The organism is Sinomonas notoginsengisoli (genome assembly GCF_021554725.1).
In the GTDB taxonomy this organism is placed as follows: domain Bacteria; phylum Actinomycetota; class Actinomycetes; order Actinomycetales; family Micrococcaceae; genus Sinomonas; species Sinomonas notoginsengisoli.
Genome location: NZ_JAIZDP010000005.1, coordinates 1 through 12,482, shown reverse-complemented (window position 1 = coordinate 12,482; position 12,482 = coordinate 1). Strand labels below are relative to the sequence as shown.

Genomic DNA, 12,482 nt, shown 5'->3' with positions numbered 1-12,482 from the left:
GTACCGCCTCCAGGATCAGACCGCCCGCTTACGGAGGCGACGGCGCTCTCGCTCGGAGAGGCCGCCCCAGATCCCGAAGCGCTCGTCGTTGGCGAGGGCATACTCGAGGCACTGCGCCCTCACTGTGCACGAACCGCAGACCTTCTTCGCGTCTCGGGTCGAACCGCCCTTTTCGGGGAAGAACGCCTCTGGATCGGTCTGGGCGCACAGGGACTCCGCCTGCCAGGCAAGCTCGCCCTCCTCGGGCTCACCTGGTTGAAGAAGGTGAATGAGGACGGGCTTCGGCGTGTGCCGTACGGGGTCCGCGAGGAGAGCGAGCGCCCGTTCGATCGCCTCGTCTGCAGGCTCGTCGTCGCCGTCGTCCTCGTCGTCGAGATCGGCGTCCTCGGGTTCATGTGCCGTGAGGAACGCGGTGGCGGCGTCCTCCAGGGCTTGGGCGGACATGGCCTCGTAGCGCTCTTGGGCCTCTGGGTCCGCCGGGTCGACGTACCAGTCGGAGGGAATCCCCCGCGGCCGGTACCGGGCCGATTCTTGCGCAACAACTGCCGATTCGTGCTGGATACGCTCCGCCTGTCCCACGGTGCTCCTCCTCGGGTCGTGTTCTGCGCGGCCATCCGCGGAGTCCAGCGCCAGGAAGATTCCCGGTGCCGGTTCCCCTCGGCCCATGCGATGATCGGTTCATCGATGTCCGCCGGCGCAGTTACTGTCCAGTGCTAATTACATCCGTGTAAGTCCTTCGGAGTCAAGCGGCGGCGGCAAATTCTAGCGAGAGTGCCGCCTTCATTCTCGGGCCGACACGCCCGGACGCGTGGGGGATCAGGCGCGCAGAATGAGGGCGTCGAATTGAGGTCCGGCCTTCTTTAAAGGCGTTTCTTGAATCACGTCCGCCCAAAACCGTGGGGGAGGAAATCGAGGAGAAATTCCACGGCTGTCATCGTGCTGGATTGCCGCCACAATAAGCACATGGCATCCACGATCCCCGACCTCCTCAGGCAGCTGCGCAGCGGCCACCATGCCTCCTCTCCGCGACTGACCTGGTACGGACCCGGCGGCGAGCGCATCGAACTGTCGGGCCGCGTGCTGGACAACTGGGTCGCCAAGACCTCGAACTTCCTCGCCGAAGAGCTCGAGGCCGAGCGGGGCACCCTCGTCCGCGTCGACCTGCCCGCCCACTGGAAGGCGGCGATCGTGGCGCTTGCGGCGTGGCAGGTAGGAGCCGTCGTGGTCGACGGTGCGGATGCGGGAACGGCGGAGATCACCTTTGTGGGCCCTGACCATGCATCGCACACCGACGTCACCGATGCGTCCGGCGCGTGCGTCGCGGTGGCCCTCGGAGCCCTTGAGATGGCCTATCCGGGCGAGCTGCCTTCCGGCGCCTACGACTACGCTGCGCTCGTGCGCCAGTTCGCGGATTCGTTCGAGCCCTTCGATCCCCCGGCCGCGGACGACGCCGCGCTGGCCACCTCGGGCAGTCTGCTCACCCACGCCGAGCTGCTCGGGCGCTTCGCCACGCCGGCCAGCGCGGATTCTCGCGTCCTGGTCACTGCAGGATCAGGGCTCATGGACTCGATGGCCCAGCTGCTCGGCGCCTGGGCGGCAGGAGGATCGGCCGTCCTCCTGCACGAATCGGTCGAGGACACGCGCGCCCTCCGCGACGCCGAGAAGGTCAGCGCAGAGGACGGGACAGCCCACTAGGGCTTGGGCTTGGCCCTCACCTCGGAGGGTTCGGCAGCAACGGAGGGTTCTGCAGGATCGGAGCGTTCTGCAGCATCGGCGCGTTCGGCCGGCGCGTGCCCGCTCCGATGCCCTGCGTGCTCGTGTTCGAAGATCTCGTGGTCCTCCTCGTAGCCGGGCTCGGCGTCGAGCTCCTGGTTGAAGACCCAAAAGCGGTACGCGAAGAAGCGGACGATCGTCGCGACGACGATGCCGACGATTCCTGCGAGGAAGAGGAGATTCTTGTCCTGGACGTTGAGCCAGTACTTGGCGATGGCCGTGAAACCGGTTGAGATGCCGATCCCGATGCCGTTGATCACGGCGAACATGACGAACTCCCGGAGCATGTTGGACTGCTTGCGGTGCCGGAAAGTCCAGTACCGGTTGGCGACCCACGAGAAGATCGTTGCGACGGTGGCCCCCACGAACCGGGCCTTGGCCTCGGCGTCGGACATGGCCGTGTGCATCAAGAGATAGGTCAGACCGTTGTCGATGACGAACGCTACTCCGCCTACAGTCCCGAACTTCGCGACCTCCCGCCAGAAGAGCGAAACCAGACCGCGGAGACGGTCGGAGATTGTCGAGATCATGTTCCTCCAAGAGGCGGTGTCCAAGTTGCGGCCCGTCCAACCGGCGGGCAGGCGGCAAGCCTGAGTGCGCGGACAGAGCACAGGCCATTCTACCGCTGCAGCCCTGTGCCCGGCCTCGTTCTGTAGTCTGTGGGGGTGAGTTTTCCTGTGATCGGCGTGGTTGGAGGCGGCCAGCTGGCGCGCATGATGGCCCCGGCCGCGACGGCCCTCGGCCTTGAACTGCGTGTCCTCGCGGAGGCCGAGGACGTCTCTGCCGTCCCCGCCGTGCCCTATGCCCCTGTCGGCGACTACCGCAATCTGGATGATCTGAGGGCGTTCGCCCGGGGTGTGGACGTCCTGACGTTCGACCACGAGCACGTTCCCACGGAGCACCTCCTGACGCTCATGGCGGAGGGGGTCAACGTGCAGCCCGGACCCGACGCACTGGTCCATGCCCAGGACAAGCTGAGAATGCGAGCGGCCATCGACGCCCTCGGGCTGCCGAACCCCCGGTGGCGTGCCGTGCACCACATCGAGGAGCTCGTGGACTTCGGCGCCGAGATCGGCTGGCCGATCGTCTTGAAGACGCCGCGCGGCGGCTACGACGGCAAGGGTGTCCGGGTGCTGCGGTCACGCGCCGACGCCGAGGAGTCCGACGACTGGTTCGGCACGATGACGCCCCTGCTCGCCGAGGAGCTGGTCGAGTTCTCCCGGGAGCTCTCCGCCCTCGTCGCGCGGACGCCGAGCGGCGCATCCCGCGCCTGGCCAGTGGTCCATACGATCCAGGTCAGGGGCGTGTGCGACGAGGTGATCGCGCCGGCACCCGAGCTTGACCCGACGGTGGCCGATGCCGCCCAACAGGCGGCGCTGCAGATCGCCCAGAGTCTCGGTGTCACGGGCGTGATGGCGGCAGAGCTGTTCGAGACCCCCGGCCGCGGTCAGGGATTCCTCATCAATGAGCTCGCCATGCGACCGCACAACACGGGCCACTGGACCCAGGACGGCTCCGTCACGAGCCAGTTCGAGCAGCACCTGCGCGCCGTGCTCGACCTCCCGCTCGGCGCCACCGACGTGCTCGGCGAGTGGACGGTCATGAAGAACTACCTCGGTGGTGCCAACCAGGACCTGTACAGCGCATTCCCCGCGGCGTTGGCCGCGGATCCGGCCGCCAAGCTGCACGCCTACGGCAAATCGGTCCGTCCGGGGAGGAAGATCGGCCATGTGAACCTTGTAGGCGCGCCCGGCTCTGATCCTGCTGCCCTGCGCGAGCGGGCCTCCCGTGTCGCAGGCATCGTGCGGGACGGCACACCGACCGAGGCTGGGCAGGGTGAGCGCTGACATGATGACACCCGAGGAGAACCTATGAGCACCCCCGTGCATGCCCAGCCCCTCGTGGGTCTCGTCATGGGCTCGGACTCGGACTGGCCCGTCATGGAGGCGGCCGCGGACGTCCTGTCCGAATTCGGCGTCCCGTTCGAGGCCGACGTCGTGTCCGCGCACCGGATGCCCGAGGAGATGATCGCGTACGGCAAGGCCGCTCGCGGTCGTGGCCTACGCGTCATCATCGCCGGCGCCGGCGGCGCGGCGCATCTGCCGGGCATGCTCGCCTCCGTGACCACCCTGCCGGTGATCGGGGTGCCCGTGCCGCTCAAGACCCTTGATGGCATGGATTCCCTCCTGTCGATCGTGCAGATGCCTGCGGGCGTCCCGGTGGCGACAGTGTCGATCGGCGGCGCGCGAAACGCCGGGCTGCTCGCGGTGCGGATGCTGGGATCCGCGGCCGATGAGCTCGGCCAGCGCCTCTCCGCGGGTTTGGTGGACTTCGCCGCGCAACTCAATGCCACAGCTGCCCGCAAGGGCGAGGCACTGCGCGGAAAGGCCGCCCACATGTTCACGGCCGAGCACATCGAGCAGCGAAGCGTGTGATCACGCCGAGCGCCGAGAAGGAGGACCATGGCCCTGCACGTTCCTGAGCGCAGCCACCAGACGGATCCGATCCGGTATCCCGAAGGCGCACCTCCGACCGTACGAACCAGGCGCGCGTTCGTGCTCATCGCGCTGACGCTCTTAGTACCCGGCACGGCGCAGTTGGTCGCGGGCAACCGCCGCCTCGCTCTCAGGGCTCTCACCGTCACGGTGACGGCCTGGGTGATGCTGCTCCTCATGCTCGTCGTCGGCCTCCTCAACCGGGGTGCGGTCCTGACCATGGTCACCCACCCGGTCATCTCGCTCGTGCTCATCATCGTCCTGATCGTTCTGGCGATCGCCTGGGCCGTCCTGTTCCTCAACACGCTTCGGCTCATCCGCGTACCGCTCCTGGCTCCGGGAATGCGCCCCATCGTGGTCATCGCGCTCGTGCTGTCCATGGTCGCCACGAGCGGCAGCCTGGCCTATGCCGCGTACCTCATCGGTGTGGGCCGCGGGGCCATCGGAACGATCTTCGGCGGCGGGCCCGCCATCGCCCCGGCGGACGGGCGCTACAACTTCATGGTCATGGGCGGCGACGCAGGCGATGATCGCGAGGGCAGGCGCCCGGACAGCCTCTCGATCATCAGCGTTGACGCGAACACCGGCCGAACGGCGCTCATCTCGATCCCGCGCAACCTCCAGAACGCTCGGTTCTCCGCGGACTCGCCGATGCGGAAGGTCTACCCCAACGGCTACAACTGCGGCGACGAGTGCCTGATCAACGCGATCAACACCGAGGTCAACCAGAAGTACCGCGACCTCTACCCCGGGGCCGAGGATCCGGGGGCCCAAGCAACGCTCGAGGCGGCATCCGGCACCCTCGGCATCAAGGTCCAGGCCTACGTGGTCGTGGACATGGCCGGATTCCAGCAGCTCATCGATGCCATGGGCGGCATCCGCATCAAGGCTGGCGGCTGGGTCCCCATGAGCGGCGCGGCCCTGGATGACAACGGAGGACACGCACAGCCCGTGGGGTGGATCGCACCCGGCGAGCAGAAGCTCGACGGCTTCCACGCGCTCTGGTACGGGCGCAGCCGAGAGTTCGCAAGCGACTACGACCGCATCGCCCGGCAGCAGTGCATCCAGCAGGCCATGATCAACCAGCTCAACCCAGCCACACTCCTGAGCAAGTTCGAGGGCATCGCCAACGCGGGTACCAAGGTCGTGGAGTCCAATATCTCCTCATCGCAGCTGGGCAGCTTCGTCGACCTCGCGCTCAAGGGCAAGGGCCAGCCCACGAGCCGCCTCGTGATCGGGCCGCCGGACTTCGACGCGTCATTCCCGACCTACCCCGATGTCGCGGCGATCCGTGCCAAGGTCCAGGACGTCCTCAAGAGCGCCACGGGGTCCGCGAGCAGCTCCCCCTCCCCCAGGGCCTTGGGAGGCACGACGGCGGGCCTCGCCGGCGGCGCTGGGCTTTCCGTCCCTGGACTCCTCCCCCAGGGCCAGTACGCCCCGGCAGGACACCGCGTTCCTGCCGGGCAGTACAACGATGTCGGCCCCGACGGCATCAAGGTCACAGCGGACCGTCTGGACCACCTGTTCCGCACGGGACAGAACGGCGTGCTGGACGCGATCATGGCCGGCAACGGAGAGTGCACCCCGCTCTGACGCACCACGACATCACCGGCTCCCTGATCTGGAGGACCCATCCACATGCATCTGCTCAGCAACCCGCTCCGCGACTACGCGTGGGGCTCCACCACGGCGATTGCCGAGCTCCTGGGCCGCAAGGCGAGCGGACGTCCCGAGGCCGAGCTGTGGATCGGCGCCCATCAGGACGCACCGTCGCGGCCCGTGGGTGCAGCGGACGGTGAGACGCTTGCCTCGCTCATCGCCGCCAACCCTGTCGCGGCGCTCGGCGCCGAGAGCGTCGAGGCGTTTGGCCCGCGCCTGCCCTACCTCGTGAAGGTCCTCGCGGCTGCGTCCCCGCTCTCGCTCCAAGTCCACCCGAGGCTCGACCAGGCCAAGGCGGGCTTCGCCGCGGAGGAGGCCGCCGGCGTCGCCCGTTCCGCGCCCCACCGCAACTACAAGGACGACAACCACAAGCCGGAGATGATCTTCGCGCTGACCCGTTTCGAGGCACTCTCGGGGTTCCGGCGCCCCGCAGAGGCAGCTGCCCTGTTCGAACGGCTCACCCCGATCGTCGCGGGATCCCCCGCCGCCGAGGTCACCGAGCAGGTAGCGGAGCTCCTGCGCACCCCGCGGGAGGACGAGGCGCTCAGTGCCGCGTTCGCCCGGCTCATCGCCGGGGGCGAGGACGTGCGCGCATGCGTGGATGCCGTCGCCGCCGCCATCGCCACAAGCACGCACGCCCGGTCCGACGACGCCGCGCTGGCCACTGTCGCGCACCTCGCCGCTGCCTACCCCTCGGATCCGGGAGCACTCATCTCCCTCATGCTCAACCGTGTGACCCTCTCACCGGGCGAAGCGCTCTACCTCCCGGCCGGCAACGTCCACGCCTACCTCGAGGGCCTGGGGATCGAGGTGATGGCTGCCTCTGACAATGTCCTGCGCGGAGGACTCACGCCCAAGCACGTCGACATCCCCGAGCTTCTGCGCACGGTTGCCTTCGCCGCGTCCGCGGTGCCCATGGTCGGCCCCCAGGAGTCTGAACTCGGCCAGGAGCTGTACCGTCCCCCGTTCACGGAATTCCAGCTCCAGCGGATCGACGTCCCGGCCGACGGCCGGGATGCGCGCGAGCCTGTCCCGATCGCCCAGGCCGGCGCCGTTGTGGTGCTCGTGGTGGGTGGTTCGCTCACGCTCGACACCCCCAAGGGGGACCTTGCCCTCACGCGCGGAGAGAGCGCCTTCATTCCGGATTCCGAGGCTCCGGCGCTCGCGCACGCCGGCCCCGAGGGTGTCTTGGCATTCGCTGTGACAACCGGGCTCGGAGCAGCGTCAGGATTGGACTAGCGGCGCACAAGCTCCCATACGGCACCGACTGCGCCCTTGGCCCGGCGCACGGCCGCGCCTACAACGGTGCGGCCCCGTCGGAGGGCGCGGCGCGCGATCGGCATACCCGTCGCATAGACCGGGTAGAACGGCGAGAGCGGGAGCTCCCACGTGCCCGTGAGCATGTCCTCGTGCTGGGCGAACTGCTTCTTGAAGTCTGAGATGCCGTCGTTGAGCAGCCCGTTGAGGTCGTAGCGTGTGCAGCCATCAGACTTCATGGCCGTGAAGGCTGCCCACTTGACGCCATAGTTTGCCCGTGCCTTCTGGCCGGCGGCGCTCACACCCCCGTACAGCTCGAAGGCCGTTCCCGCACTACGGGCTATCCACACGAACGCGACCACGTCGTCGCCGTCGAACGCCGCGACGATCGGCGAGTCCTCGCCGAGGAAGCGCCAGATGTCCCGGTAATACGCATCCTCGTGGATCCCGAAGCCAGCCCGCGCAGCCGTCTCGCGGTAGATGGCGAGGACCTGCTCGAGTTCAGCCTCGGTCGCGACCTTGCGCAATTCGAGGTCGCCCTTGAGGTTCTTGCGCACGTTGGCACGAGTAGTGCGCGACATCGCGGCCATCAGCTCGTCCTCGGTCTGCGCAAGGTCGAGGATGAGCGTGCGCGGGATGAGGATCATGTCCTCGGTACGGCGGAAACCAGCCGCCTCAAGGCCCTGCCCGCCAGGGGAGCCAGCGTCCCAGTCCGGCTCTGCCACGAGGGCCACGGAGCCGTGGGCCTCGCGGACGGCGGCCGCGATGGCGGCGAGAACGCGCTCCGCGTCCTCGCCAGCGCACACCGGGCCGCGCGAGAGATAGGCGAGGGACTTCAGTGGCCACGGGAGAGCCCGGTAGAGGACCTGCGCCCCGCCGATCGCCGTGGCGCCGTCACGGACGATGAGGCGTTCAACCCGCCAGTGGTGGGCCGCCTTCACCTCTCCCCAGCCCCACAGCTGGAGGGGGTGCCCTCCGTGGCCGTTCACCAGCGCGTCCCAGACGGCGCGGTCCCTGCAGGGACCCACTGCCAGCTCTGAGGCGGTGGACAGCTGGCTCTCGGGGCTCATGTTCCTCCTGGTGATGCGGCTCGTCGGTGACGGGGGACACGCCGGGGCAGCGGGCGTTGAAAGGGGCGCGGCCACGCGGACCGCGCCCCAGTCTATCTGTGGCTCAGGCCCGGCGCGCCCAGTTCTCCCACTTGCTCGCGTGGTGCTCGGCATCCACGAAGCGGACGGTACCCGACTTGCTGCGCATCACGATGGACTGCGTCTTGACGCGGTCCTTCTGGTAGCGGACGCCCTTGAGCAGGTCGCCGTCGGTGATGCCGGTTGCCGCGAAGTAGCAGTTGTCGCTCGTGACGAGGTCGTTCGTGGACAGCACGCGCTCGAGGTCGTGGCCGGCGTCGAGCGCCTTCTGCTTCTCCTCGTCGCCCGTGGGCCAGAGGCGGCCTTGGATGACACCGCCGAGTGCCTTGATCGCGCATGCAGCGACGATCCCCTCCGGGGTGCCGCCGATGCCCATGAGGGCGTCGACGCCGGTGCCAGAGCGGGCCGCTGCAATCGCACCGGCCACGTCGCCGTCCAGGATGATCTTGGTGCGTGCCCCCGCCTCGCGGATCTCCTCAATGAGCGGCTTGTGGCGGTCACGGTCCAGGACCATGACGTTGAGCTGGTTGACCTTGACGCCCTTGGCCTTCGCGATGAGGTGCAGGTTCTGCTTGACCGGCAGGCGCAGGTCAACCATGTCGGCCGCCTCGGGGCCCGTGACGAGCTTCTCCATGTAGAAGACCGCGGAGGGATCGAACATCGTCCCGCGCTCGGCCACGGCGAGCACGGCAAGCGCGTTGTTGATGCCGAGGGCCGTCAGGCGGGTGCCGTCGATGGGGTCGACCGCGACGTCGACCTCGGGGCCCGTTCCGTCACCGACGCGCTCTCCGTTGAAGAGCATGGGCGCCTCGTCCTTCTCGCCCTCACCGATGACCACGACGCCGTTGAAATGGACGGTCTGGAGGAAGGAGCGCATGGCGTCGACGGCGGCGCCGTCGGCCTTGTTCTTGTCCCCGAAGCCGACCCAGTGGCCGCCGGCGATCGCCGCGGCCTCGGTGACGCGGACGAGCTCGAGGGCGAGGTTGCGGTCCGGCTCATCGGCTCCCACATGGAGCGAGCTGGAAAGGGTCGAGTACTGGGTGTCTTCGGGAGCTGTGGACACTGAGGACCTCTTCTTCGGGCGGGCTTGTGCTCTCATCCTAGTCTTTCCGCTCTGCTCGTCCGAGACGATGACGGGGCGGGCGCATTCGCGCCCAGTGGCCCTCATGCGGGACCATAGACGCGTGAGCAGCACCGACCATGTCCCCGAGGCACACGTCCCCGGGACGCAGAGCCCCACCCCGGCGGGCAGTCCGGACGGCACCGCCGTCAAGCCCGTCCTGACGCCGGCCGCCGCCAAGCGCGCCAACGCCTCGGTGATCGGAATGATCATGGCACTGCTCGTCAGCGTGCTCGCCATCGTGCCGGTCGTGCTGCTCAACGCGTCGCAGAAGGCCGACACCTTCCGGCCGGAGGTCGACGTCGCCGCGATCTCTGCGAACGCCAAGCCCGTCGCCGGGTTCACGCCGGTGGTCCCGAAGCTCCCGTCCGGCTACTCCCCCAACTACGCGCGGTGGGTGTCCGGGACCTCCGACGGCGTCTCGCACTGGGACATCGGGTACCTGACCCCGTCCCAGCAGTTCGTCTCGATCGTTCAGACCGCGTCCGCGAACCCGACGTGGATCACCACGCAGGTCAAGAAGGCTCCGAAGACCGGCACGCGTACGGAGGCCGGCGTCGAGTGGACCCTCTACGACAAGCCGGGCGTCGAGAAGAGCCTCGTCGCGTCCGTGGGCACCACCACCGTGGTGGTGAGCGGCTCGGGCGGGTTCGACGAGTTCGACGCCGTCGCGGGCGCCGTCGTCAACGCCTCGCGCTGAGGCGGGTGGGGCCGTGGGCGTAGAGTGGGGCCGTGCCTCAGACCCTTACCCCGGCCCAGGCGTGGCAGCTGCTGCGCGAAGGAAACGAACGCTTTGTGGACGGCAAGAGCCTCCACCCCAATCAGGACTCTGCCAGGCGTAGCGAACTCGTCGACACGCAGAACCCCGTATGCGTCATCTTCGGCTGTTCTGACTCGCGTCTCGCCGCGGAGATCATCTTCGATCTCGGCCTCGGGGACGCTTTCGTCGTACGCTCCGCGGGCCACGTCATCGACGAGGCGGTGCTCGGCTCTCTCGAGTACGCGGTAGACCCCCTCAACGTGCCGCTCATCGTGATCCTGGGCCACGACTCGTGCGGCGCTGTGACCGCGAGCGTGAATGCCTACGAGACCGGCGAAATGCCTCAGGGCTTTGTGCGTGACCTCGTCGAGCGGATCATGCCGAGCGTGCTCACCGCGCAGCGCAACGGCGTGACCGACGTCAACGGCACCGTTGTCGAGCATGCGAAGCAGGCAGGGCCGCGACTGATCGAGATGTCCCAGGTCATCGCGTCGGCCGTTCAGGAGGGCCGTGCAGCCGTCCTGAGCGTGTGCTACCACCTCGCAGAGGGCAAGGCGGAACTCGTCTCCAAGATCGGCGAGATCTAGCCGACATCGGTTCGGGAGTGTCCGTGCGAGGGGTCTAATCTGGGTGCCATGACTGACTCTGCAGTGCAGGCCCCTGCCACGGAATACCGGATCGAGCATGACACGATGGGCGAGGTGCGCGTCCCGGCGTCCGCCCTCTACCGCGCCCAGACGCAGCGCGCCGTCGAGAACTTCCCCATCTCGGGCAAGACCCTTGAGCGCAAGCACATCGAGGCGCTGGCGCGCGTGAAGAAGGCCGCCGCTCGCGCGAACGAGGACCTCGGTGTGATCGACGCTGATCTCGCTGACGCGATCGCGGACGCCGCCGACCGCGTCGCCGCTGGCGAGTTCGACGAGCACTTCCCGATCGATGTCTTCCAGACCGGATCGGGCACGTCCTCCAACATGAACATGAACGAGGTCATCGCCGAGCTGGCTACGCGCGCGCTCAAGGACAAGGGCAGCGACAAGGTGGTCCACCCGAACGACCACGTCAACGCCTCCCAGTCCTCGAATGACGTGTTCCCCACGTCGGTGCACGTCGCCGCCACGAACGCGCTCCTGAACGACCTCGTCCCGGCCCTCACGTACCTCGCGGCCTCGTTCAGCCGCAAGGCGGACGAGTTCAAGGACGTCGTCAAGTCCGGCCGCACCCACCTCATGGACGCAACGCCAGTCACGCTCGGCCAGGAGTTCGGCGGCTACGAGGCGCAGGTCCGCTACGGCATCGAGCGCATCGAGGCCTCGCTCCCCCGGGTCGCAGAGGTCCCGCTCGGCGGAACCGCCGTCGGCACCGGCATCAACACCCCTGCTGGCTTCCCGCAGCGGGTGATCGAGCTCCTCGCCGCAGACACGGCACTTCCGATCACGGAGGCCCGCAACCACTTCGAGGCCCAGGCCAACCGCGACGGCCTCATCGAGGCCTCCGGCCAGCTGCGCAACATCGCCTACTCGGTCATGAAGATCGCCAATGACCTGCGCTGGATGGGCTCAGGCCCGAACACCGGCCTCGGCGAGATCGCCCTCCCGGACCTGCAGCCGGGCTCCTCGATCATGCCGGGCAAGGTCAATCCGGTGATCTGCGAGGCCGCGATCATGGTCGCGGCCCAGGTGATCGGCAACGACACGACGATCGCGCTCTCGTCGACCAATGGAGCGTTCGAGCTCAACGTGGGCATCCCGGTCATGGCCGCGAACCTGCTCGAGTCCATCCGTCTCCTCGCGAACACCGCGCGCGTCATGGCGGACAAGATGGTGGACGGCATCGCCGCCAACGTGGAGCGTGCGCGCTTCCTCGCCGAGGCCTCCCCCTCGATCGTCACGCCGCTGAATAAGTACATCGGCTACGAGAACGCTGCGGCGATCGCGAAGAAGGCCGTCAAGGAGGGCCTCACGATCCGCGAGGCGACCGTGGCGCTCGGCTTTGTTGGCGAGGGCGACGGCAAGGTCTCCGAGGCAGACCTGGACAAGGCGCTCGACGTCACCACCATGACCGGCTCCAACAAGTAGCCACCGCCCCGCGTTGAGGGGTCATGTCCCCGCGTTGAGGGGTCATATCCCTGCCGGCGAGCACGACGGCGTCCGCAGCCTCCTTGAGTTCTAACGGTCGTTGCAACACCTCGAGTTCGAGGAGTTGCAACGACCGTGCCGCGTTCTGGGAATGGTGCTGGTGGCAGGGGCCGGTTCGGGCCCTCCGTGCGGGAG

At 68.1% G+C, this 12,482-nt stretch carries 12 protein-coding genes; 8 read left to right on the top strand and 4 right to left on the bottom strand.

Annotated features, from left to right (window positions below; translation table 11 throughout):
- Positions 1-15: 15 nt before the first annotated feature.
- On the bottom strand, positions 16-579 hold the full coding sequence (locus LF262_RS10060) for a WhiB family transcriptional regulator (RefSeq protein ID WP_235780193.1): 564 nt from the start codon (positions 577-579) through the stop codon (positions 16-18).
- A gap of 384 nt (positions 580-963) precedes the next feature.
- On the opposite strand from LF262_RS10060, the gene LF262_RS10055 reads away from it, so the two are divergent.
- The gene (locus tag LF262_RS10055; RefSeq protein WP_235780192.1) at positions 964-1,695 is read left to right on the top strand and encodes a TIGR03089 family protein; all 732 of its coding nucleotides are present in this window, start codon (positions 964-966) and stop codon (positions 1,693-1,695) included.
- Here the strand turns inward: LF262_RS10055 and LF262_RS10050 are convergent.
- Positions 1,692-2,303 carry a GtrA family protein gene (locus LF262_RS10050; protein WP_235780191.1) on the bottom strand — a complete coding sequence of 204 codons (612 nt, stop codon included), beginning with the start codon at positions 2,301-2,303 and terminating at the stop codon, positions 1,692-1,694. The genes LF262_RS10055 and LF262_RS10050 overlap by 4 nt on opposite strands.
- A 135-nt stretch (positions 2,304-2,438) precedes the next feature.
- Between LF262_RS10050 and LF262_RS10045 the strand changes: the two genes are divergently transcribed.
- Genes LF262_RS10045 through manA form a run of 4 tightly spaced genes read left to right on the top strand, consistent with a single transcriptional unit; the run spans position 2,439 to position 7,166 of the window.
- Entirely contained in the window at positions 2,439-3,620 is a 1,182-nt protein-coding gene (locus LF262_RS10045; RefSeq protein ID WP_308190518.1) for a 5-(carboxyamino)imidazole ribonucleotide synthase, read from the top strand.
- Between the two features lie 24 nt (positions 3,621-3,644).
- On the top strand, positions 3,645-4,208 hold the full coding sequence (purE, locus tag LF262_RS10040; protein ID WP_235780190.1) for a 5-(carboxyamino)imidazole ribonucleotide mutase: 564 nt from the start codon (positions 3,645-3,647) through the stop codon (positions 4,206-4,208).
- A 27-nt stretch (positions 4,209-4,235) separates the two neighbouring features.
- Positions 4,236-5,861, top strand: a complete 1,626-nt coding sequence (locus tag LF262_RS10035) for an LCP family protein (RefSeq protein ID WP_235780189.1) — start codon at positions 4,236-4,238, stop codon at positions 5,859-5,861.
- Between the two features lie 45 nt (positions 5,862-5,906).
- Positions 5,907-7,166 carry a mannose-6-phosphate isomerase, class I gene (gene manA / locus LF262_RS10030; protein ID WP_235780188.1) on the top strand — a complete coding sequence of 420 codons (1,260 nt, stop codon included), beginning with the start codon at positions 5,907-5,909 and terminating at the stop codon, positions 7,164-7,166.
- Here the strand turns inward: manA and LF262_RS10025 are convergent.
- Both LF262_RS10025 and glpX read right to left on the bottom strand, forming a co-directional pair.
- On the bottom strand, positions 7,163-8,254 hold the full coding sequence (locus LF262_RS10025; protein WP_235780187.1) for a lipid II:glycine glycyltransferase FemX: 1,092 nt from the start codon (positions 8,252-8,254) through the stop codon (positions 7,163-7,165). The genes manA and LF262_RS10025 overlap by 4 nt on opposite strands.
- A 103-nt stretch (positions 8,255-8,357) precedes the next feature.
- Positions 8,358-9,395 carry a class II fructose-bisphosphatase gene (glpX, locus tag LF262_RS10020; RefSeq protein ID WP_235780186.1) on the bottom strand — a complete coding sequence of 346 codons (1,038 nt, stop codon included), beginning with the start codon at positions 9,393-9,395 and terminating at the stop codon, positions 8,358-8,360.
- 121 nt (positions 9,396-9,516) lie between these two features.
- Here glpX and LF262_RS10015 point away from each other — a divergent pair, with 121 nt between their 5' ends.
- From LF262_RS10015 to LF262_RS10005, 3 genes are read left to right on the top strand one after another with little or no spacing between them, the layout of a single operon-like run.
- Positions 9,517-10,152 (top strand): DUF4245 domain-containing protein, encoded by a 636-nt coding sequence (locus tag LF262_RS10015; protein WP_235780185.1) that lies wholly within the window; start codon positions 9,517-9,519, stop codon positions 10,150-10,152.
- 32 nt (positions 10,153-10,184) lie between these two features.
- Positions 10,185-10,799, top strand: a complete 615-nt coding sequence (locus LF262_RS10010) for a carbonic anhydrase (protein ID WP_235780184.1) — start codon at positions 10,185-10,187, stop codon at positions 10,797-10,799.
- A 48-nt stretch (positions 10,800-10,847) separates the two neighbouring features.
- Positions 10,848-12,287 carry a class II fumarate hydratase gene (locus LF262_RS10005; protein ID WP_235780183.1) on the top strand — a complete coding sequence of 480 codons (1,440 nt, stop codon included), beginning with the start codon at positions 10,848-10,850 and terminating at the stop codon, positions 12,285-12,287.
- The last annotated feature ends 195 nt before the right edge of the window (positions 12,288-12,482 follow it).